The following is a 21,447-nucleotide window of genomic DNA, read 5'->3' on the forward strand; positions in this document are numbered from 1 at the left end:
TGCCTGAAGGCGGCCATCGGTGTCGTACCTGCCGAGCAGCAGCGTCCGGGGAGCGGCCGGGGAGCCGGTGGCTGCGCCGACGATCGCCTCGCTCGTCTCGCGGACCTTGTATTTCTGCCACCCGCGCACCGAGGGCCGGTAGGCGTCGTCCAGTCTCTTGAAGACCACTTCCTCCATCCCGACCGATGCCCATGTCAGCCACTCGCGGACGACGTCGGCCTCGGTGGTCGACGGGCACAGTGCCCACGGCGCCGACAGGCAGCGGGCGGTGAACACGGACTCCAGCGCGGCCCGGCGCCGCCGGTACGGCCATCCGGTCATGTCCGTCCCGGACAGCCTCAGCAGATCGAACGCGACGAAGTGGGCCGGCCACTCCTCCGCTGCCCGGGCGGCCCCGGCACCGCGCCGGGCAAGCCGGTTCTGTAACCGCTCGAACGCGAGGCGGCCCGCGGCGTCCCATATGACCAGCTCGCCGTCCAGCGCTGTCGCGTCCGGCAGCTGCGCAGTCCCGGCGACTGCCTCGGGGAAGGCCGGCCCCATCTCGGTGCCGCGCCTCGAGCGCAGTACCACCCGCCCCGCGTCGATAGAGACCAGGGCCTGCCACCTGTCTTACTTCGGCTCACCGGCCCACCCCGGCAGCAGCGCAGGGTCGGACACAGGGGCGGCGAGCATCGGTTCCGGCAGTGTCCACGTCACAGCCCATGCCTTCCACCCAGCCCGCCCGTCGGCAAACCGAGTGCGCGTACGCACCCGACTACCGGCCCGACCACGGCAGGTCAGCGCACTACAACACCTCGCCGGGGGCTGTGTGCTGAGCTCCTGGCGCACGTCCAGGCAGCGCAGCCGGGCTGCCCGGATCCCGTGTCGTACGGTCTGATGTCGCGGCCGCCCACCGTCCGCAACGGATCTCACCGAGCCCGGCGGTGCCGCCGGTACGGCCGAAAGATCTGAACCAATACCGGGAATCAGGCCGCGACGAGCTCCTGCTCGCGGTCCGGCGTCTTGACCTTGGGCTTCTTGTTCGGCAGCGAGAGCCGGAAGACCTTGCGCCACGCGGAGAACACCTGCTTGGGCAGCGGCCCGGTGACGTACTCCAGCTCGTACTTTTCGAACAGCGCGCGCACCTTCACCGCGACCTCGGCGTACCGGTTGCTCGGCAGGTCCGGGAACAGGTGGTGCTCGATCTGGTGCGACAGGTTGCCGGTCATGAAGTGCATGGCCCTGCTGCCGCTGATGTTCGCCGAGCCCATCATCTGGCGCAGGTACCACTGGCCGCGCGTCTCGCCCTTGATCGACCGGCGCTCGAAGACCTGCACGCCCTCGGGGAAGTGCCCGCACATGATCACCGAGTGGGACCAGATGTTGCGGACCAGGTTCGCGGTGAACGTGGCGGCGAGCGTGGTGAGGAACGACGGGCCCGACAGCAGCGGGTGGATCACGTAGTCCTTGAGCACCTGCTTGCGGATCTTGCGGCCCACGGCCTTGGCCCGCGCGCGGAACTCCGGGTTCTTGCGGCGGCGCTCGTGCAGGTTCTTGCCGAGCTCCAGGTCGTACGCTGCGATGCCGTACTCGAAGAAGCAGGCGTTGATGAAGTTCCACAGCGGCTGGCCGAGGTGGAACGGGTGCCACTTCTGGTCCTCGTCGACGCGCATGATGCCGTAGCCGAGGTCGTTGTCCTTGCCGATCACGTTGGTGTACGTGTGGTGCAGCTCGTTGTGCGAGTGCTTCCACTGCTCGGACGGCGAGACGTGATCCCACTCCCAGGTGGTGGAGTGGATCTTCGGGTCCCGCATCCAGTCCCACTGGCCGTGCAGGACGTTGTGGCCGATCTCCATGTTGTCCATGATCTTCGCCACGGACAGACCGGCGGTGCCGAGCAGCCACGCGGGCGGGAAGATCGAGAACAGCAGCACGCCCCTGCTGACCAGCTCGAGCTTGCGCTGCGCCGAGATGACCTTACGGATGTAGGCGGCGTCTTTCTCGCCGCGGCTGGCGATCACCTCGTCGCGGATCGCGTCCAGCTCGCGGCCAAGCTCCTCGATCTGCTCCGCGGTCAGGTGGGCGGTGGGGTCGATGGCGGTCAAGGTGCTCCTACCGTTCGATGTCGCAGGGGCCCGCCGCGGCGGACACGCAGGTCTGGATGAGGACGCCCGGCTCGGCCTCGGTGATCTCGCCGGTGCGCAGGTCGCGGACGGCGCCCGCCTTGAGCGGCGTGATGCAGCCGAAGCAGATGCCCATGCGGCACCCGGAGGGCATGAGCACGCCGGCCTCCTCGCCGATGTCCAGCAACGGCGTGGCGCCGTCCGCGGCGACGGTCTTGCCGGTGGCGCTGAACGTGACCTCGCCGCCGTCGCCGGCGACGACGATGCTGGGGCGGAAGCGTTCGGTGTGCAGGCGCTCTTGTACGCCGCGCTCGGTCCAGTGCTCTTCGGCGGCGTCGAGCAGGCCCGCGGGCCCGCAAGCCCAGGTCTCGCGCTCGGCCCAGTCGGGCACGAGTTCGTCGAGACGGGCGATGTCGAGCATGCCGTCTGTGTCGGTGTGCACCTCGGTGAGCCGCAGCTTCTTGTCCGCGACCAGGTCGTGCAGTTCGTTGCGGAAGATCACGTCTTGCGGCTGTGGCGCGCAGTGGACCATGACGACGTCGTCGAACTCGATGTCGCGCAGCATGCCCATCACGGGCGTGATGCCGCTGCCGGCCGTCAGGTAGAGCACCTTGGCGGGCTTGGCCTGCGGCAGCACGAAGTCACCGGTCGGCTGGTCGAGCTGGATCAGCGTGCCCGGTTTGGCCCTGCGGACCAGGTGGTTGCTGACCTTGCCGTCCGGGATCGCCTTCACGGTGATCGTGACGCGGCCGTCCTGGCGGTTTGTCGGCGAGGTGATGGAGTAGGCACGCCACAGGCGCACCCCGTCGACGTCGACCCCGATCCGCACGTACTGACCGGCTGTGTGGCCACGCCAGCCCCGTCCCGGCCTGATCACGACAGTCGCGGCGTCACCCGTCTCGGGGTGCACGGCCTCGATGCGCCCACGCAGGTCAGCGCCCGCACGCAGCGGGCTGACCAGGTCGAGGTAGTCCGACGGCAGCAGCGGCGTCGTGACCATCTCCAGCAGTTTCCACGCCCTGCTGCGGAGGGCTGCACTCGTCATGACTCCAGCTTGCTGCGCCTCAAGGCGTAAAGTCCTGACCGCAGGACGTAAATCTGGTCGGCTGAATTGTTCGCAGGGAACAAAAACGTGAGCCATGCAATCCGGAGGGCCAGCGAACTGGCCCTCGATGAGACGACGGTCACCGCACTTCGGGCCGCGCTGAAGACCACCGCCGACGAGGTCGTCCAGGCGATCATCGACGAGGTCCCTCCCTACGCCAACGCGCTTTCGGGCCACATGGGCGCCACCATCCGCCGAGCCGTCCGCACCGCCCTGGGGCACTACCTGGACCTCGCGAGCGGGAACGCCACAGGCGGCGACGCCGGTGACGCAGCCTACGAGCTGGGCCGCGGCGAGGTGCGCGACGGCCGTTCGATGGACGCCCTGCTCAGCGCCTACCGCGTCGGCGCCCGCGTGGCCTGGCGATGCCTGGCAGCGGGTGCCGTACCCGCAGGTCTGCCCGCCGCCGAGGTCGCCAAGTTCGCCGAGCTGACCTTCGCCTACATCGACGAGCTCTCCGCCGCGAGCGCCGCGGGCCACGCCGACGAACTGGCCGCCCGGGGCAGGGACCACGAGCGCCACCTGGAACACCTGGCCCGCGACCTCCTCGCCGGCGCGAGCCCGGACGTGCTGCTGGCCTCTGTTCAACGGGCCGGGTGGCAGCCTCCGGTTTCGCTGACCGCGGTCCTGCTGCCCGCCGCCCAGGCCCGGCCTGCCTACCGCGCGCTCGACCCGAGCACCCTCGTCCTCGACGATCTGCCGGATGCCACCGGTGTGCTGCTCGTCCCCGATGCCGACCGATCACATCTCTTGCGGCAGCTGACCGACCGCACCGCCGTGGTCGGCCCGGCCCGGCCATGGACTCGTGCGTCCGCCTCGTACGCACGAGCCGTACGCGCGCGCTCCCTCTCCTCTGATATTCGCGACACCGAGGACCACCTGCCCGAGCTGGTGCTGAGCGCCGACATGGACGCGTTCGCAGACCTGCGTGCCCGAGCCCTCACACCCTTGCGGACCTTGCCTGCCTCGACCGCACAGCGGCTGGAGGAGACGTTGCGGGCGTGGCTGCTGCACCAGGGCAGACGGGACGAGGTGGCGGCGGCGTTGTTCGTCCATCCCCAGACAGTCCGGTACCGGATGTCGCAGCTGCGGGAGCTGTTTCCGGATCTCGCATCGCCACACCGGGTCCTTGAACTGACGCTGGCGGTCGGTCTACGGGTCAGCTGACGCGTACTTCGGCCGTCCACGACTGTGTCCGCGAGCGGTCCAGGAATCGTGCCTCGTTTTCGGTGCCATCAGCTGGCTCATGCGGCCCGGGGAAGAGCGGTATTAGCCAGCTGAGACCGGGGGTTGATGTGAAGACCAGCTAAGGCCTCGGGAAGCCCGTCGGGGGCGCTGTCTCTGAGAAGCGCGGTGGCGCGATACGGCTCGACTGGATCCGGTGGACGATGCGCACCGGCCCGCTCGTCGACGCGCTCATCGAGCATCTGGTCGGTGATCTGGGCCGCTATGCCCTGGAAAACGGCTTTCATGTCGTCGTGCGCTGTCCTGGCACGAGCTGACCCACGGGCGCGCGGCGGGCTGCAGCTGGGTGACCGGCGGGGCGGCCAGGCCGGGTCACCAGGGGCGGGGGGCCGGGCCGCTTGCGCCGGGGACCACCGTGGTTCTGCGACGGCCCCGCGCCTCCCTTCCGACAGGTCAACCGGACGACCGACCGGGCGGGCCTGGCACACCGCGCGAGGGATGATGGGGATGGAATGACGGAATGTGAGGTCAGGAGCTTCCATGGCGAAGAGGGTTCACCGACCCCGTGAGGACGCGGAGTTCAATTTCATCCTTGGGATGAGCGGAGTTCCGGTCCTCGCATACTTCACCGGGACATGGCCCAAGGCAATCGAGCCCTGCCGGGTGACGGACCTCGTCGTGGGTGGCATCGCCGACGACTACGCGGGCCGCCTGACGGCCGTCCGCGCCGACATCACGCGTTGTCCGGCTGCGACCGAGCGATACGGGATCACCGGAGCCCCGTCCTACGTCCTGCTGAAGGAGGGAGAGGTGGTGGCGCACGGCACGGGGCCTATGACCATGGCCGAGGTACGGAAGTTCCTGGACGGCCACCTCTGAGCGGCCGCTGCGGCATGTGGCCGCGACGCCCGTCACGTCTGGGGTCCCGGTCGCCCCTCCCGGGGAGGAGGGGCGACCGGGACCGGACCTGTGAACGCGCCGTCAGACGGTGTCGAAGGTGTAGAACGCGGTGTGATCCAGCAGGTCCGCCGGTTTCACGTCGTTCCACGGCTTCATGGTCTCGTCGAGGTCCACGACGTCAGGGGTGCCGGAGAGCGGCAGATAGCCGGAGGCGGGGTGGCGGCGCTGCCAGTCGGCCCAGAGCTTGTCTATGTAGGCGTGGTGCAGCCAGAACACGGGGTCGTTGGGGGAGACACCGGTGGCCATCTGGCCGCCGACCCAGACATGCACCCGGTTGTGGAGGTTGACGCCGCGCCACCCTTCGAGGTGATTGCGGAAACCGTCCGAGGAACTGTTCCAGGGCACCATGTCGTACGTCGCCATGGCGAGCACGGAGTCCACCTCCGCGCGGGTCGGCAGCTCACGGACGCCGCTGCCGAGCGAACGCCGCAGATACGTACGGCCGTCGACGCGCACGCTGATCGGCCAGTTGCCCTCGGAGGCCGCGAAGGGGCCGTCCATCACCCGGCCGTCCAGGCTGCGCCCGGTGCCGCCGAGGAAGTCGGGGGCCCACAGGGTGGAACGGGTCGAACGGTCGGTGCTCCAGTCCCAGTACGGGAGGGCGACGGAGGCGTCCACGGACTGCAGCGCCCGCTCGAACTCCAGCAGGAATCTGCGGTGCCAGGGCAGGAAGGAGGGCGAACGGTGACCCGTCCGTTCGCCGTTGTCCGTGTCGCCGAGGATGAACGCGTTGTGCGTGGTGACGAAGGCGTCGTACCGGCCACTGCGCTTCAACTGGAGGAGCGCGTCGACGAAACGCCGCTTCTCGTCGGCGGTCAGGTTCGCCTGGTTCTTGCGTACGGTCATGTGCGGGACTCCACGATGTGCTGACGGGGCTGGGTCACTGCTGGGGCATGGGCATGGGCATGGGCATGCCGAGGGGGACGAGCGGTGCCCCCTGGAGTTCCACGACCGCGGCGCGGGCGGCGGCGCGCGGGGTGGGCACCGGGTCGTAGTGGCTGACGACGCTGATCCAGCTGCCGTCGGCGTTCTGCATCACATGCAGCTCGACCCCGTCGATGAACACCGCGTACCCGGCGCCGTGTTCATGGTGGTGACCGCCGCCGGCGGCACGGCCCGTGATGCGACGGCCCTGGTACACCTCGTCGAAGGCCTCGGGCCCGCCGTGGTGTCCGGTGTCCGCGGCCCTGGCCACGGCGACGGTCTGGGTGCCGGCCGCGGCGGCGAGGGCGGCCGCAGCCCCGAGGGCACGGCGACGGGTGAGTTCCGGCATGCGGAGACCTCCTGCGATCAAGCTCGGTCGATGACCCGATATGCCTATCGGTTCGTCGGAGAGTGGGAGAAATCGCCGGATGTCGGTTGGCCGCGATCAGGACAATTAAGTAAATGTCGTGCAAGGTTGAACGAAGATGATCTTGCTGTGAGGGTGTCCGCGATAGACCGGAAGGCGGAATTCCTCCGGCCGGTGGACGCTCCGCCGATGATCTTCCCGGGTCGGCCGGTGGCGGGTGGCGCGGCTCACGCCCGCAAGCTGGCGCGAACCGCGGGGGTCGCACCTGCCTGCTGCTCTACGTGATCAATTGACCGCCTTGTGTGGCGAATCGGAGTGCCCGTGAAAGATCGCGCGCGTCGGTGGCGGACCCGCGAGCCCGTACTTCTCGATCCTGATGAAGCGCCAGGACCCGTCCCACGACATAGCCGTCTACCGCCGTGCGCGACCACTCGGTGTGCTGGAGCGACGGAGTCGCCCACGTCGATTCGCCCTGCTCGGCCGGCGGCACTCTCCACTGCTCCCATACATCCCGCCGCACCTGTACGGATCGACCGCGCGGCCGGGCAGCCGGAGGCGCTGCGCCGGTTCAAGCGCTGGCTGGGTCCGCGCGTGGCGCGCACGGTGCAGGCCCGCTCGCGCCGGTCGCACCCCCTGAAGTGGGGCGCCCATTGGGTGAATGGCAATTCACCAGCTATGGTGAATTGCCATTCACCCCCCTCTTCGCGCCGACTTCTGGAGAGTTCATGGTGGCACTGCGTGACCGACTGACGGTCCCGGTCCTCGCGCTCGGCGGGAGCCTCATGGCCGTCATGCAGGTGGTGGTGGTGCCGCTGCTGCCCGACCTGCCGCGGCTGACGGGTGCGTCGGCGGGTGCCGTGTCCTGGATGGTGACGGCGACGCTGCTGACCGGAGCGGTGCTCAACCCCGTGCTGGGCCGCGCCGGCGACATGTACGGCAAGAAGAAGGTGCTGCTGATCGCCCTCGGGATGATGACGGTCGGCTCGCTCATGTGCGCCCTCACGTCCGACATCCGCATACTCATCGCGGCCCGAGCCCTGCAGGGGGCCGCGGCCGCCGTCGTACCGTTGTCGATCAGTCTCCTGCGGGACGAACTGCCGCCTGAGCGCACGGGTTCCGCGGTGGCGCTCATGAGTTCCACCGTCGGGATCGGCGCCGCCCTCGGCCTGCCGATCGCCGCGATGGTGGTTCAGTACGCCAGCTGGCACGTCATGTTCTGGGGGACGACCGCGGTCGGCGCCCTCGGGACGGCGCTGGCCTGGTGGGCGGTGCGCGAGTCGCCCGTCCGCGAGCCGGGCCGCTTCGACATGACCGGCGCGCTGGGCCTGGCCCTGGGGCTCTCCTGTCTGCTGCTGGGGGTGTCACAGGGCGGCCAGTGGGGATGGGCCAGCCCCCGGATCCTCGGTCTGTTCGTCGGGAGCGGCTGCGTCCTCGGCCTGTGGTGGGTTCAGCAACTGCACGCGGCACGCCCCCTGGTCGACCTGAAACTGGCGACCAGCCCCCGCGTCGCCCTGCCCCATGTCGCGGCGCTCCTGACCGGTTTCGCCTTCTACGCCAACTCCCTGGTGACGGCGCAGCTGGTACAGGCGCCCAAGGCGACCGGCTACGGCCTCGAACTGTCCATCGTGGCGACGGGCCTGGTCTTGCTGCCCGGCGGGGTGATCATGCTGCTGCTCTCGCCGGTCTCGGCGCGTATCTCGGCGGCCCGCGGTGCCCGGGTGACGCTGGCCCTCGGCACCCTGGTCATCGCCGCCGGCTACGGCATACGCATCATCAACAGCCACAGCCTGCTGGTGATCCTGCTGGGCTCCGCGGTCTGTGCGATGGGAACGGCGTTCTCCTACTCGGCGCTGCCCACCCTCATCCTGCGCGCAGTGCCCGCCGGGCAGACCGCGTCCGCGAATGGTGTCAACGTGCTGATGCGCACCGTCGGCCAGGCCGTGAGCAGCGCCGCCGTCGCCGCCATCCTGGTCCACCACACCAGCCTCGTCGGCGGTGCCCCGATACCCACGCTGCACGGCTATCTGCTGGCCTTCGCCATGGCGGGTACGGTCGCACTGGTGGCCTGTGCCGCCGCCCTCGTCATACCCGCCGACCCCACCCTCCGTGACATCCGACGGGCCTCCGGCAGTTCGGACGCACCTCGGGACGAGGCATTCGAAGGAGCCTGAGCACCGTGTCCACTCCGCCCTCCGGCCTCAGCGCGACCCCGATCGCCCCACCGCGCCGCGACGCCGAGGCCACGAAGGCGGCCATCCTCCGCGCGGCCCGCCATCTGATGGCCCGGCACGCCCACGCGGACATCACGCTCAAGGCGATCGCCGACCGGGCGGGGGTGAGCGCTCCGCTGATCCTCAAGTACTTCGGGAACAAGGACGCGCTCTTCGGGCGGGTGATGTCCTTCGAGACGGACGCCGCCGCCCTCCTGGACGCACCCCTGGACCAACTCGGCCCCCACATGGTCCGCCAGGTGCTCGTCGGCCAGACCGAGCGCGGCGCCGACCCCGTGCTGCGGATCATCTTCGCCCCGCGCCAGGGCGACCAGGGCGACATCATGCGCGCCAACTTCCGCACCCAGGTCAGCGACCGCCTCGCCCTGCGGCTGAGCGGCCCCGACGCGGACCTGCGCGCCGAACTCGCCGTCGGCACACTGCTCGGCCTCGGCGCGATGTACGGCATCGCACGCGGCACGCGGCTGCGCGCTACCGCGATCGAGGACATCGTCGACCGGTACGGCCCCACGGTCCAGGCGCTCCTGACGCCGTGAGGCGAAGGGCGCTGCCGGACACGAACGCCCGCGTCCGTCTCAGTTCACGCCGTTGGGACGGAACTGGACGCTGATTCGAGGCCCCGCCGCCCGCGCCGTCTTGGGAATGGCGTGCTCCCAGGTGCGCTGGCAGGAGCCGCCCATCACGATCAGGTCGCCGTGTCCGAGCGGGCGCCGTACGGTCTCCCCGCCGCGGCGCGGGCGCAGCAACAGGTCGCGCGGAGCGCCCACGGAGAGGATCGCGACCATGGTGTCCTCCCGAGCGCCCCGCCCGATCCGGTCCCCGTGCCAGGCCACGCTGTCGCGGCCGTCCCGGTAGTAGCACAGGCCCGCGGTGGTGAACGGTTCGCCCAGCTCACGGGCGTAGTGCGCGGACAGTGTCCGTCGCGCCTCGTCGAGGATCGGGTGCGGCAGCGCGTCGCCCGCCCGGTAGTACGCGAGCAGCCTCGGTACGTCCACCACGTGCTCGTACATCTGCCGCCGCTCCGCCCGCCACGGCACCTCGTCGACGAGCCGGGCGAACAGGGCGTCGGCGCCGCTGAGCCATCCGGGCAACAGGTCGATCCAGGCCCCGTCGCCCAGCACCGTCCGGCGCATCGCGGTCAACTGACTGAGGTGGAGCTCGTCGGTCTGGTCGAACAGCGAGCCCTGGAGGTGCGTGGACATGCCTCCAGCGTACTCCGTATTCGAATATACGTTCCATTGTGATGCTCAGGGTCTGACATCGGCCTCCGCGAGGGTGTCGGCCTCCGTGAGGACCGCGTGGATGACGTGCTCGGCGTTGGCGGCGATCACCGGATTGGTGACGCGGTAGTACGGGAGCTGGATGAGTGCCATGGACAGGGCCCAGCCGCGCCCCCGCGCCCAGGTGGCGTCGTCGGCGCCCGCCGCCTGCCGGAAGGTGTCCCGTGCCTCGGCGGGGAGCAGGTTCCAGGCCGGGATGAGGTCGCAGGCCGGGTCGCCGACGCCGACGGTGCCGAAGTCCAGTACGGCGTCGAGCCGGCCCCCGCGGGTGAGCAGATTGCCGGGCATCAGGTCGGAGTGGACCCACATCGGCGGACCGGTCCACGCGGGCGCGGCGAGCGCCGCCTCCCAGGCGGCCGTGGCGGCCGATGTGTCGATCGTGCCGCGCAGCTCGTCGAGCGCGGCGCGTGTCGTGGCATCGACGGTGGACAGGGGTACACCTCGGTAGGCGGTCGGCCCGTCGGGCAGCCGGACCCGGCGCAGCGCGGCCACGAAGGCGCCGAGGTCGGCGGCCAGGGGCCCCGGATCGGTGAGACGGCCGGCGCGCGGGGGTTCGCCGTCGAGCCAGCGCTGCACCATCCAGGGCCACGGGTAGCCCTCGCCGGGGGTGCCGGTGGCGAGGATCTCGGGGACGGCGGCCGGCAGCAGCGGGGCGAGCCGCGGCACCCAGTGCGCTTCCTTGCCCACGTCCTCGGCGCCCCCTTCGATCCGGGGGAGGCGTACGGCCAGGTCGTCGCCGAGCCGGTACAGGGCGTTGACGGTGCCCGCCGACGGGAAGCGCTTCAGAGGCTGCTCGGCCCACCGGGGGAACTGTGCGGCCAGCAGTCGTCGCACGAGCGAGGCGTCGATGGGGAACTCGCCGGGACGCATCGGGCCCTCGGGGATCGTTTGCTCTTCTGGTTCTCTGTCTGACACGGGGCCCAACTATGCCTGCGACGAAGGCGGTTCGCGCTTCTTTTTCGCGGCAGGCAACCTGGCACACGCCGTCGTCGTCTTGATCGGCAACGGGTGGGCGACGTGACAACCGCGACGGAGCACGGATTCCCGAGTGGAAATCCAGCACACTATACGCTCCGTGTATACAAGGTGTGTATACGTGAGGTGCATAGTCGAGTCGTCGGATGCCGCCGATCCGTGAAAATCGGCCGATCGAAAGGGATCCATGTACGGCAAGGCCTTCGCCCCGGAATACCAGGGCGCTTTGACCACCCTGTCCGTGAACTCCTCGCTGACCGATGTCCTGGCGGCGGGTACCGAGCAGCTGCGCGCCGCCGAGCGCGTGGGCGCCCGTGCCGAGGCGGCCCGTTCGGGCCTGGCGGTCGCCGAGGCGCACCGCAGGCTCGGACAGGTGGCCGACGCCGACCGGGCGTGGAAGGCGAGTTACCGCACTGCCCGCGAGGCCGGGGACACCGGCGCGATGGCATGGGCGCTGTGGAGCGGCGGTACCCTGGCCCGCCAGCGCGGGGCGTTCCCGCTGGCCTGGCGGCTGCTGCGACTGGCCGCCGAACTCGGCAAGCAGGCCGGGGACGTCGTCGTACGCGGCTACTCCCTGGCGGGCATGGCGGAGACCGGCCGCATCCAGGGCGACTACGCCGCCGTGACCGCCCTGCACGAACAGCTGCTGGCCGAGGCCCGCAAGCGCGGCGAGGCCCGCCACACCGTGTGGGCACTGGAGGGCATCGCGCAGATACACCGCAACACCGGCGCCTACGACACCGCGTACGCCATGTTCGAGGAAGCGGCCGAGATCTCCGCGCGCGCCGAGGACCGGCGCGGCCACGCCTGGGCTTTGCGCGGCCTCGCGGACATCGTCTCCGTACGCGACCGGGACCCGGACCGCGCGCTGGCACTGCTGAGCGAGGCCGAGGTGTCCTGCCGGGCGATGAACCTGTCCGGGGCACTCGCCTACAACCACAAGATGCGCGGCAACGTCCTCTACCGGGCCGGGCGTTATGAGCGGGCCCGGGACCTCTACGCGCAGGCACTGGCGGAGTTCGAGGCGATGAGCGAGCCGCGCGGCCGGGCGCTGTCCCGGCTCGGGCTGGTCAAGTCCCTGGCCAGGCTCGGCCGCGCGCACGCCGAGACCGCCGCCGAACTCACCGAACTGGCCAAGGTGCTGGAGGGCATCGGGCTGCGGCACGCCCGGGAGATGGTCGAACGGGCGCGGACGGAACTCGGCCTCACCCCGGCGGAGGGCACGGACACGGAGGCCGCCCGATGACCTCTCCCCGTACGGTCCTGACGGCGCCGCCCGCCGCCGCGGAGATCCTGGCGCGCTGCCGCGAACTGGTCGCCCCGGCCCTCGCGGAGGCGATCGACGGGCTGCACCCCTGGGTGGCGGAGATGGCCGGCTACGCGCTGGGCCGCTGCGAGGTCGGCGGCGCCCCCGCGACCCACCGCCAGCCCGCGACCCACCGCCAGGGCAAGGGCGTACGGCAGGCACTCGCCGTGCTCGGGGCCGAGGCGGCCGGAGGTTCCGCCGAGGCGGGCGTGCCGGGCGCGGTGGCGGTGGAACTGCTGCACACCTTCTCGCTCCTGCACGACGACATCATGGACGGCGACGCGATGCGCCGCGGCCGCCCAGCGGTGTGGAAGGCATACGGCACCGGCCCCGCCGTCCTCGCGGGCGACGCGCTCTTCGCCCTGGCCGTCGAGACCCTCACCGTGGCGCCCGCGACCTCCCAGGCCGCGGCGGCCGTACGGCAGTTGACGAGGGCCTCGCGCGACCTGGTCCGCGGTCAGGCCGACGACCTGCTGTTCGCCCACCGCCCGTGGAGCGGCCCCGACGCGGTGAGTGCGGGGGAGTACGAGGCGATGGCGGAGCACAAGACCGGTGCCCTGCTCGGCTGCGCGCTGGCCCTCGGGGCCGGGCTGGCGGGCGCGCCGCGGGAGACCGCCGCCGCCCTGGACCGCGCCGGACGGCATCTCGGGGTGGCCTTCCAGATCGCCGACGACCTGCTCGGCATCTGGGGCGATCCGGCCGTCACCGGGAAGCCGGTGCACGGTGATCTGCGGAACGGGAAGAAGACCCTTCCCGTTCTCGCCGCCCTGGCCGCGCCGGGACGCTCCGCGCTCGCCGAACTCCTCGCCTCCGCCGCCGTCCTCGACGACGGCGCCGTACGCCGGGCGGCGACCCTGATCGAGCGGGCCGGCGGCCGCTCGGCGGCCCTGGGCGCGGCGCGCCGCCATCTCACGGCGGCGGACACCCTGCTGACGGAAGCCTCCCTGGCCCCGCGTCCCGCCACGGACCTACGGACGCTCCTGTCCTCCCTCGCCCACCGCACGATCTGACACCTGCTCGCCTCCGGCTCCCCCCCACTGTGGGCCGGAGGCGCTGCGACCTCGATCACATGTGCGGGTTGGTGGACCTCGTCGGGCAACCACCGCCCCCCTCGTCGCATCTGTCGGGAGGGCCAGACAGCCCCCACGGCGTTCAACGGCGCCGTGCCTCAGGGCGGTTGGCGACGCCGACCGCCCCCGTTCGAAGGAACTCAGTGCGTAGACCCCACATACGCCGCGTGGCGATCGCCGTCGCGGTGACGACGGCGGCCACGCTTCCGATGGGCCCCGCCCTCGCGGCGCCCGACTCGCCCGCCCGCGCCGCGACTTCGGCCTCCTCGCCGGTGGAGGCCGCCCGGGCCGCCGCGTTCGCCCACGCCCCGGCCACCGGTGTCGGCCCGGGTGACACCCTGCGGGCCACGGACGTCATGACGGACCCGGACGGCAAGCAGCACGTCCGCTTCGTCCGTAGCCACCAAGGACTCCCGGTGCTCGGCGGCGATCTCGTCGTCCATCTCGGCAAGCAGTCCGCCTACCTGGGCGTGACCCGGGCCGCCGACCACGCCGTCAAGCCGGCCACGACCGAGGCGAAGCTGACGCCCCGGCAGGCCGAGCAGAAGGCCGCCGCGGTCGCCCAGGGCGACGCGGGCAGCGCCGCACTCGTCGTCGACGCCCGCGACGGCGCCGCCGCCCTCGCCTACCAGGTGCGCGTGACGGACAGCGACACCACCGAGGCCGGCGGCTCCCGCACGGTCGTCGTGGACGCGCAGAGCGGCCGGATCCGCAGCAACACCCCCGACAGCGACGAGTTCATCTCGCCGCACCTGGAGAAGACGCTGCGCGAGAAGGGCGAGACGGCGAGCCCGGTGACGGGCGTGGCCACCCAGCCGTCCGGCCTCCTCGGCGTGACGGCGGCCGCCCGCTACCCGGTCAAGGCCACCGGCAGCGGCATCTCCCTCTTCGTCGGCAAGGTGACGCTGACCACGACCCGGACCGCGCGCACCAGCTTCCTCCTCAAGGACCCCACCCGGTGGAACACCGAGACCCGGGACGCCAAGGGCGCGGAACTGGAAGCCTTCTCGCGCGGCACGAAGTTCACCAGCACCACCAACAAGTGGGGCACCGGCACCACCGCCAACCGGACCACCACCGCGGTCGACGCCCAGTACGGCGTCACCCAGACGCTGGACTTCTACAAGAAGACCTTCGGCCGCAAAGGCATCAAGAACAACAGCACCGGCGCCCGCGCGATGGTCCACTTCGGCCGCAAGGTCGGCAACGCCTTCTGGGACTCGACGTGCGGCTGCATGCTCTACGGCGACGGTGACGGCGACATGTTCAAGAAGCCGCTGGTCGTCCTGGACGTCACCGGCCACGAGCTGACCCACGGCGTCGTCGACGCCACCGCCGCCCTCGAACCCACCCGGGTGGACGCGGACGGCAACCAGTACGGCGAGCCGGGCGCACTCAACGAGTCCCTCGCCGACATCTTCGGGTCCAACGTCGAGTTCTCCGCGAACAATCCGAAGAACCCGCCCAACTACCTCATGGGCGAGAAGCTGGGCCTCGCCCAGAAGTTCCTGCGCCGCCTCGACCACCCCTCCCTGGACAAGCTGGAGGGCACCATCGACTACTGGTCGCCCGCGGCGTACGACACCGAGGTGCACGCCGGCTCCGGCGTCTCCTCGCACGCGTACTACCTGCTCGCCGAGGGCAGTGGCCGCAAGACGATCGGCGGTGTGAAGTACGACTCGCCGACGTACGACGGCTCGCAGGTGACCGGCATCGGACGCACCAAGGCGACCGCGATCTTCTACCGCGCGCTGACCCGCTACATGGTCTCCACGACCGACTTCCACGACGCGCGGACCGCGACCCTCAAGGCCGCCGCCGACATGTACGGGGCGACCAGCACCGAGTACCGGACGGTGGACGCGGCGTGGGCCGCCGTCAATGTCACCACCGCCAACACCCCGGCCGCAGGGCGCTGACGGACGGGACAAGAAGAAGGGGCCCCGCCATCGGGCGGGGCCCCTTTCGACTGTTCTCCCGGCGTCAGTGCTGCTGTGCCTTCTGCGGAGTCGCCTCACTCGGCCGTACGACGACCAGGCCGTCGCCCTCCAGCTTCAGCTGCACGGCCTCGCCCGAGCCACCGCGGATCATCGAACCGATCGACTGCGAGCGGTGCAGCGAGGTGTGGAGCTGCGCGGTCCAGCCGACGACCGCGTCCGTGTCGACGTACACCGGCTGCTGCGGTGAGACGGGTATCACCAGCGGGTTGCCCTCGCAGATCAGCCCCAGTCTGCCGTGACCGCTGAAGACGCTGTTGAAGATGCCGCCGCCGGTGACGCCCGCGCCCTTCACGGTCCTTATCTCGTACGACAGCGTGGAGTCGAAGCACAGGACGTTGCGCCCGTTCACGGTGAACAGGTCGCCAGGCTCGATGTCGATGACGAAACAGTTCTGCGCCTCGTGCGCGAACCAGGCCTCGCCCTGCCCGCGTACCGTCATCAGCGGCAGTCCCTCACCGGTGACCGCCCGCTTGAGCATGCCGCCCACGCCCTGGCCCTTGCGCTCGAACTGCAGATTCCCCCGGTAGGCGATCATCGCCCCCTGGCGCGCGAGCATGTCGCCGTTGACGGCGTACTTGATCGACTTGGCGTTCTGGATGGTCATGCCCGGCGTGACGGCGGGCTGCACCATGTGGTCACTGGAAAAGAGATCACCCTTCATGCGGGCATCTTGGCCCGGAGGGTTTGGTTCCGCCAAGATCGCTGACATCCGGGGACCGTTGGGGGCGGTTGGCGGCTGCCGGGAACGCGCGAAGGGCCGGTCCGGCGCACCGGACCGGCCCTGGGGGGAGTCGTCAGGAGGCGCTGGCGATGCCGACCTGGCTGTGCAGGCGGGCGACGACCTCGGTGAGCTGGGCGGCGACCTCGGCGTCGTCGACCGGGTGGGTCTCGGCGAAGCGGACCACGGAGCCGGGAACGGAGAGCTTGAGGTCCTCCAGGACGGCGGCACCCGCGATACCGAGGGCCTTGCGGGCCTCGTCCTGCGCCCAGACGCCACCGAACTGACCGTACGCGGTGCCGACCACGGCGGCGGGCTTGCCGGTGAAGGCGCTGGCGCCGTACGGACGCGACAGCCAGTCGATGGCGTTCTTCAGGACGGCGGTGATCGTGCCGTTGTACTCGGGCGAGAAGAGCAGGAAGGCGTCGGAGCGGCCCGCGGCCTCACGAAGGGCGGTGGCGGCGGCCGGCACCTTGCCCTCGACGTCAAGGTCCTCGTTGTAGAACGGGACCTCGGCGAGCCCCTCGAACAGCTCGATCTCCGCGCCCTCGGGGGCGAGCTTGACGGCCGCCTCCGCGAGCTGGCGGTTGTGGGAGCCGGCGCGAAGGCTGCCGACGAGCGCGAGGATGCGTACGGACATGGGGAACTCCCGGGGACGAAACGTTGCGGCAATAAAGCGGACCGAGGTCCGCTTGCTGGTCTGTTTAATGTTGTAGCAGCTAAACGGACCAGGGTCCAGTTGTCCCCGTCTGCCGTTACGCTGTGTTCATGTCCACCCCACTTCCGCCCTTCCCGAGAGGGCAGGAACCCTCGGGAGCCCCGGTCCCGCTGGAGCTGACCGTCGGGCCTGCCGCGCCGCAGCTCCGCGCCGACGCCGCGCGCAACCGCGCGCGGCTGCTGGAGGCCGCCACCCGCCTGGTGGAGGAGCACGGGGTCGCCAATGTCACGATGGAGGCCGTCGCCGTCGCGGCCTCGGTGGGCAAGGGAACCGTCTTCCGGCGCTTCGGTGACCGCACCGGCCTGCTGATGGCCCTGCTCGACCACACCGAGCAGCAGTTCCAGGCCGCCTTCCTCAGCGGCCCGCCGCCTCTCGGCCCCGGCGCGTCACCGGCGGACCGCCTGCACGCCTTCGGCTGCCGGGTCCTGCGCGAGATCCACGACCGGCTCGACCTGTACATCGCCGCCGAGCCGGACGCCTCCCGCCGCTTCAGCTCCGCCCCGTACCGCGTCCGCTTCACGCATGTCGCCATGCTCCTGCGCGAGGCCGTGCCCGGCGCGGACAGCGTTCTCCTGGCCCAGACCCTCATGGGCTACCTGGAACCCGCCCTGATCCATCACCTGACGCGACAGTGCGGGATGCCCCTCGAACGCCTGGAGTCCGGCTGGCACGACCTCGTGAAGCGGACCACCTGCCCGGTGTCCGACTAGCCTTTCGGTATCCGTCAGTTGAACGGGTCCAGCGTGACGTACGCCTGTTGGGGGTTGCCGTCGTGGACGAGGGACTCGTAGTTGCCGACGTCGTCGAAGGCGAACGCGTAGGCCTTGCCGTCCGCCATCTGCGCGTGGATCTTGCGGGCGTACTGGTTGGTCACCGTGTCCTGGTAGAAGTTCGCCGAGCTCGTGTCCGGCTGGTTGGGGTTGGTGAGAAGCGTGGAGCGGTTGAAGCCCGCGCACAGGGTCCGTGAAATGGGGCCGCGTACCAGGTCGTTGGGGGCGTCCAGCCGCTTGTAGCAACCGAAGATGCTGTCCGAGTCGGGCTTTTGGAAGCTGGTGACGACCGCTCCGGCGCTGTTGGTGAAGTTCATGACGTCACCGGAGACCCGCCCGTAGTACTTCGTGTTCGGCTGATCGGTGAACGGCGTCACCGTCAGCGTCGACGAACTGTACTTCTGCCACACGCGGTTGACGTAGTCGTCCATGACGGTGCCCGGCAGCGCGCCCGCCTCGATGCCGTGACCGGGAGCCAGCGCCCGCAGGACGGTGCCGTCGGACCGGGTCTGGATCAGATTGGCCCAGCCGCCCGGCTGACCGCGCAGGGCGTTGAAGAACCCGGTGTAGCCACCCGTTTTGAGGTGGCCGGTGTTCTTGGTACTGCCGTCGGCGAGCTGGACCCCGACGGCGTACGGGGCCGAGAACATGTCGACCTGGGTGCTGTTGATCCACAGCCCGGAGTCGTTGAGCGTGTACTCGGACCAGTTGAAGAGGATGTTGCGGTTGGGGTCGCTCGGGTTCTGCACGGCCGGCTGCACGAGACCGCCGGTGGTCAGACGGAAGTCGAGCTTCTGGCCGTAGGAGAAGTAGATCCGGCCGGAGAACTTGGGCATCCGGATCGTCATCGACTGGCCGTTGGCCGGTCCCGTGATCGAGGCGTCGGGCGCGGGCGTCGGCGGATTGCCGCCGGCGGGCCAGGCGTGGAACGTGCCGTTCGCGTCGGCCCAGCCCTGCTGGCCCGTCGAGAGGAGTGTTCCGAGGTCGTAGATGTAGACGGGTTCGCTGCGGCCGGAGTTGTTCGTGAACTTCAGCGGGATCGTCGTCGGGACGGCCGCGCTCGCGTCGGAGGGGGCGCCGAACGTGAGAAGCGCCGTGGTGGCGGTGGCCGCGGCCACCGCAAGGGCATGCCATTTGAGACTCCTGAGCCTTCTGGGCACTCGCTCTCTCCTTGGGTGGGGGGATTCCAACGAGGTCGATTCCGGCGGAGTGAAGCCGTCCGGTTCTCGTTGAGAGCGCTCTCAGAATTGCGGCGGGTGACGTACATGTCAACGATTCGGACAGGATTGGTCTGGTCCAACCGGTCGCGGTGGCGTCACATGGTGATGTCCGGGGCGGATCTGACCGGCAGCCGGCGGAAGCGATCTATCAGGTAGCCCTGACCCGCGCCCAAGCGATCATCGCAGTCCATTGCCTGCGTCGATGAGTCTTTGAGTGTCTTTCAAGGTGCATGGAGTTACGCAGTCGATTCTCCTCATGCGCTCCCCAGCACCGCTCGTACTCCCTTAGCCAAAGGGTGTACTCGTGGCAGTAGGCGATCCTTTGGGATCTGCCGACGCTCCGGATGAGTCAGGGGCCCTTGCGTCCCTGTTTGCGCCGGTCGGGTATGTGCAGCAGCCCGCGGTCACCCCGGGCGCCCTGGCCGCCGAGCTCCTGCTCGAAGGAAGCGATGCGCAGGGCACCGCGACGCCGCACGAGCACCATCGGTAGTGCTCAAGCCGGAGCCGACGGATGTGGGCCAGCAGCGCGTGCTGCCCCGAGCGCAGCGCTGTGTGCCGGGCGTGCCGGCCGCCCTCGTGGTCGGGGTGCAACAGCAGCCGGCCCCGCTCGTCGACGGTGCCGCCGACACGAGCGACATGGCAGGCGGTGGCTGCAGTGATCCGGTGTCGTGCTGCCTCGCCCGAGCAGCCCGCCGCGCCGGAACGGGACGGACGGCCCGAAGGTCACACCATCCCTGATCTTGCGTGGGTATCCCCGGCTTCAGCCGGGGAGGGAAACGCATCCTCGGGCCGGAGCCGCGCAGCGGCGGAGTCCGCTGCGCCTCCGGGGTGACGGTCAGACGGGGCGTTTCTGGCCCTCGATGTACTGACGGATCACGGTGAGCGGTGCGCCGCCGCATGAGCCTGCGAAGTAGGAGCGGGACCAGAAAACGGAGCCCATGCCGATCCGGTTGATCCGGCCGGTGTACTCGGCCCGCAGGTAGCGGGAGCTGACGCCCTTGAGTGAGTTGATCAGCTTGGACAGGGCAACCTTCGGCGGATAGTGCACCAGCAGGTGTACGTGATCGGCCTCGCCGTTGAACTCCCGAAGCTCCACCTCGAACTTGCCACACACCTCCCGCATGATCTCCTCGCACCGCTTCAGCATCCCGTCATCGAAGACGCCACGCCGGTACTTCGTGACGAACACCAAGTGGGCGTGCAGGTCGTAGGCTACGTGGCGGCCGGTGCGGATATCGGGGTTCGGATCCCAGCGTGGTGACATACCCCAAGCGTAGTAGGATCTTGGAAGGGACCAGGGAGGGGGTGGGCTGGATGATCCGTGCGTACAAGTTCCTCATCAGGCCCACCGTGGGCCAGCAGAGCGCGCTCGCCGAGATGCTGCGCGATCACTGCTCGCTCTACAACGGAGCCTTGCAGGAACGCCGCGACGCCTACCGGCACACCTCGAAGACCACCGTCCGGTACGGGCAGCAGTCCGCCCAGCTCAAGGACATCCGCGCCTTCGACCCCGAGCGTCAGGGGCGCTGGTCCTTCTCATCCCAGCAGGCCACCTTGCGCCGCCTGGACAAGGCGTTCGCCGCGTTCTTCCGGCGCGTCAAGGCCGGTGAAAAACCCGGCTATCCCCGCTTCCGGTCGAACAAGCGGTTCGACACCGTGGAATTCCCCAAGGACGGCGACGGCTGCCGCTGGGACAGCACACCGCACGACCCCGCCACCCGCGTCCGTCTGCAAGGTGTCGGACACGTCAGGGTGCATCAGCACCGCCCCGTCCCCGGCAAGGTCAAGACGATCGCCGTCAAGCGCGAAGGGCGCCGCTGGTATGTCATCCTCACCGCCGACCAGGCCGCACCCGAACCGCTCCCCGCGACCGGCAGCGTGGTCGGCATCGACCTCGGGATAGCCAACTTCCTCGCCGATTCCAACGGCGAGTTCGTACCCAACCCCCGCCACGGCCGCAAAGCCGCCGCGAAACTCGAAGCCGCGCAGCAGGCCCTCGCCCGGTGCAAGCGCGGTTCCAAGCGCCGCCGCAAGGCCGTGGAGACTGTTGCCCGGATGCATCGAAAAGTCCGGCGTCAGCGCCTGGACCACGCGCACAGGACCGCGCTCGACCTCGTCCGCGCACACGACATCATCGCGCACGAAGACCTCAAGATCCGCAACATGAGCAAGACCCCCGCGCCCAGGCCAGACCCCGAACAGCCGGGCAGCTTCCTGCCCAACGGGGCCACCGCGAAGGCCGGACTCAACCGAAGCATCGCCGATGCCGGATGGGGGGTGTTCCTCGCGATCCTGGCCGCCAAGGCGGAAGGTGCCGGACGGGAAGTGATCGCCGTGGACCCCCGCAACACCTCCCGGCGGTGCCCCGCATGCGGGCACACCGCCAAGGAGAACCGGCCCACACAGGAAAAGTTCCACTGCGTCTCGTGCCGCCACAACGCGCACGCGGACACAGTGGGCGCCCTGAACGTTCTACGGGCCGGGCTGGTCCGTCGCGACGCCCGACCGGCATAGCG

20 protein-coding genes and 2 pseudogenes are annotated in these 21,447 nt (G+C 70.1%); 10 read left to right on the forward strand and 12 right to left on the reverse strand.

What is annotated here, in order from left to right; translation table 11 throughout:
* Nucleotides 1–117: 117 nt before the first annotated feature.
* The 3 genes and pseudogenes from SMIR_RS44720 to SMIR_RS39820 all read right to left on the reverse strand — a co-directional run.
* Nucleotides 118–594, reverse strand: a pseudogene (locus SMIR_RS44720) (ATP-dependent DNA ligase); the annotation flags it as partial.
* A gap of 371 nt (nucleotides 595–965) precedes the next feature.
* Nucleotides 966–2,084 (reverse strand): fatty acid desaturase family protein, encoded by a 1,119-nt coding sequence (locus SMIR_RS39815; RefSeq protein ID WP_168488343.1) that lies wholly within the window; start codon nucleotides 2,082–2,084, stop codon nucleotides 966–968.
* 7 nt (nucleotides 2,085–2,091) lie between these two features.
* Nucleotides 2,092–3,147, reverse strand: coding sequence for a ferredoxin reductase (locus tag SMIR_RS39820; protein WP_168488341.1), 1,056 nt, complete (start codon nucleotides 3,145–3,147; stop codon nucleotides 2,092–2,094).
* A gap of 87 nt (nucleotides 3,148–3,234) precedes the next feature.
* Between SMIR_RS39820 and SMIR_RS39825 the strand changes: the two genes are divergently transcribed.
* Both SMIR_RS39825 and SMIR_RS39830 read left to right on the forward strand, forming a co-directional pair.
* Complete coding sequence (locus SMIR_RS39825) at nucleotides 3,235–4,374, forward strand: PucR family transcriptional regulator (protein WP_168488339.1); 1,140 nt, start codon at nucleotides 3,235–3,237, stop codon at nucleotides 4,372–4,374.
* A gap of 558 nt (nucleotides 4,375–4,932) precedes the next feature.
* Nucleotides 4,933–5,271 carry a thioredoxin family protein gene (locus SMIR_RS39830; protein WP_168488337.1) on the forward strand — a complete coding sequence of 113 codons (339 nt, stop codon included), beginning with the start codon at nucleotides 4,933–4,935 and terminating at the stop codon, nucleotides 5,269–5,271.
* Between the two features lie 102 nt (nucleotides 5,272–5,373).
* Here SMIR_RS39830 and melC2 read toward each other — a convergent pair whose 3' ends face one another.
* Nucleotides 5,374–6,198 (reverse strand): tyrosinase MelC2, encoded by an 825-nt coding sequence (gene melC2 / locus SMIR_RS39835; RefSeq protein ID WP_168488335.1) that lies wholly within the window; start codon nucleotides 6,196–6,198, stop codon nucleotides 5,374–5,376.
* A gap of 34 nt (nucleotides 6,199–6,232) precedes the next feature.
* On the reverse strand, nucleotides 6,233–6,625 hold the full coding sequence (gene melC1, locus SMIR_RS39840; protein WP_168488333.1) for an apotyrosinase chaperone MelC1: 393 nt from the start codon (nucleotides 6,623–6,625) through the stop codon (nucleotides 6,233–6,235).
* Between the two features lie 484 nt (nucleotides 6,626–7,109).
* Here melC1 and SMIR_RS44040 point away from each other — a divergent pair.
* The 3 genes and pseudogenes from SMIR_RS44040 to SMIR_RS39850 all read left to right on the forward strand — a co-directional run.
* Nucleotides 7,110–7,261 (forward strand): annotated as a pseudogene (locus SMIR_RS44040) (FAD-dependent monooxygenase); the annotation flags it as partial.
* Nucleotides 7,262–7,368: 107 nt separating this feature from the next.
* Nucleotides 7,369–8,814: an MFS transporter gene (locus tag SMIR_RS39845; RefSeq protein ID WP_168488328.1), complete on the forward strand. Its 1,446-nt coding sequence runs from the start codon at nucleotides 7,369–7,371 to the stop codon at nucleotides 8,812–8,814.
* Nucleotides 8,811–9,410 (forward strand): TetR/AcrR family transcriptional regulator, encoded by a 600-nt coding sequence (locus SMIR_RS39850; RefSeq protein WP_168500791.1) that lies wholly within the window; start codon nucleotides 8,811–8,813, stop codon nucleotides 9,408–9,410. The genes SMIR_RS39845 and SMIR_RS39850 overlap by 4 nt, the downstream gene beginning before the upstream one ends.
* A 39-nt stretch (nucleotides 9,411–9,449) precedes the next feature.
* Here SMIR_RS39850 and SMIR_RS39855 read toward each other — a convergent pair whose 3' ends face one another.
* On the reverse strand, nucleotides 9,450–10,076 hold the full coding sequence (locus SMIR_RS39855) for an alpha-ketoglutarate-dependent dioxygenase AlkB (RefSeq protein WP_212728179.1): 627 nt from the start codon (nucleotides 10,074–10,076) through the stop codon (nucleotides 9,450–9,452).
* Nucleotides 10,077–10,121: 45 nt separating this feature from the next.
* On the reverse strand, nucleotides 10,122–11,024 hold the full coding sequence (locus SMIR_RS39860) for an aminoglycoside phosphotransferase family protein (RefSeq protein ID WP_168500790.1): 903 nt from the start codon (nucleotides 11,022–11,024) through the stop codon (nucleotides 10,122–10,124).
* Nucleotides 11,025–11,316: 292 nt separating this feature from the next.
* On the opposite strand from SMIR_RS39860, the gene SMIR_RS39865 reads away from it, so the two are divergent.
* The 3 genes from SMIR_RS39865 (at nucleotide 11,317) to SMIR_RS39875 (ending at nucleotide 15,424) form a co-directional block, all read left to right on the forward strand.
* Nucleotides 11,317–12,375: a tetratricopeptide repeat protein gene (locus SMIR_RS39865; RefSeq protein WP_168488324.1), complete on the forward strand. Its 1,059-nt coding sequence runs from the start codon at nucleotides 11,317–11,319 to the stop codon at nucleotides 12,373–12,375.
* Nucleotides 12,372–13,445, forward strand: a complete 1,074-nt coding sequence (locus SMIR_RS39870; RefSeq protein WP_212728180.1) for a polyprenyl synthetase family protein — start codon at nucleotides 12,372–12,374, stop codon at nucleotides 13,443–13,445. The genes SMIR_RS39865 and SMIR_RS39870 overlap by 4 nt, the downstream gene beginning before the upstream one ends.
* Before the next feature lie 203 nt (nucleotides 13,446–13,648).
* Entirely contained in the window at nucleotides 13,649–15,424 is a 1,776-nt protein-coding gene (locus tag SMIR_RS39875) for a M4 family metallopeptidase (protein ID WP_168488322.1), read from the forward strand.
* Nucleotides 15,425–15,488: 64 nt separating this feature from the next.
* Here the strand turns inward: SMIR_RS39875 and SMIR_RS39880 are convergent, their stop codons facing one another.
* Both SMIR_RS39880 and SMIR_RS39885 read right to left on the reverse strand, forming a co-directional pair.
* Nucleotides 15,489–16,166, reverse strand: a complete 678-nt coding sequence (locus SMIR_RS39880) for an AIM24 family protein (protein ID WP_212728181.1) — start codon at nucleotides 16,164–16,166, stop codon at nucleotides 15,489–15,491.
* A 133-nt stretch (nucleotides 16,167–16,299) separates the two neighbouring features.
* Nucleotides 16,300–16,863: an NADPH-dependent FMN reductase gene (locus SMIR_RS39885; RefSeq protein WP_168488318.1), complete on the reverse strand. Its 564-nt coding sequence runs from the start codon at nucleotides 16,861–16,863 to the stop codon at nucleotides 16,300–16,302.
* A 128-nt stretch (nucleotides 16,864–16,991) separates the two neighbouring features.
* Here SMIR_RS39885 and SMIR_RS39890 point away from each other — a divergent pair, with 128 nt between their 5' ends.
* Nucleotides 16,992–17,651: a TetR/AcrR family transcriptional regulator gene (locus SMIR_RS39890; protein WP_101408396.1), complete on the forward strand. Its 660-nt coding sequence runs from the start codon at nucleotides 16,992–16,994 to the stop codon at nucleotides 17,649–17,651.
* Between the two features lie 14 nt (nucleotides 17,652–17,665).
* On the opposite strand, the gene SMIR_RS39895 is transcribed toward SMIR_RS39890, so the two are convergent.
* From SMIR_RS39895 to tnpA, 3 genes are all read right to left on the reverse strand, one after another.
* Nucleotides 17,666–18,829, reverse strand: coding sequence for a glycoside hydrolase family 64 protein (locus SMIR_RS39895; protein ID WP_249938660.1), 1,164 nt, complete (start codon nucleotides 18,827–18,829; stop codon nucleotides 17,666–17,668).
* A gap of 451 nt (nucleotides 18,830–19,280) precedes the next feature.
* Entirely contained in the window at nucleotides 19,281–19,406 is a 126-nt protein-coding gene (locus SMIR_RS44460) for a hypothetical protein (protein ID WP_283959578.1), read from the reverse strand.
* Nucleotides 19,407–19,766: 360 nt separating this feature from the next.
* Nucleotides 19,767–20,195 (reverse strand): IS200/IS605 family transposase, encoded by a 429-nt coding sequence (tnpA, locus tag SMIR_RS39900; RefSeq protein WP_168488313.1) that lies wholly within the window; start codon nucleotides 20,193–20,195, stop codon nucleotides 19,767–19,769.
* Between the two features lie 50 nt (nucleotides 20,196–20,245).
* Between tnpA and SMIR_RS39905 the strand changes: the two genes are divergently transcribed.
* The gene (locus SMIR_RS39905) at nucleotides 20,246–21,445 is read left to right on the forward strand and encodes an RNA-guided endonuclease InsQ/TnpB family protein (protein ID WP_168488311.1); all 1,200 of its coding nucleotides are present in this window, start codon (nucleotides 20,246–20,248) and stop codon (nucleotides 21,443–21,445) included.
* The last annotated feature ends 2 nt before the right edge of the window (nucleotides 21,446–21,447 follow it).

Source organism: Streptomyces mirabilis (assembly GCF_018310535.1).
In the GTDB taxonomy this organism is placed as follows: domain Bacteria; phylum Actinomycetota; class Actinomycetes; order Streptomycetales; family Streptomycetaceae; genus Streptomyces.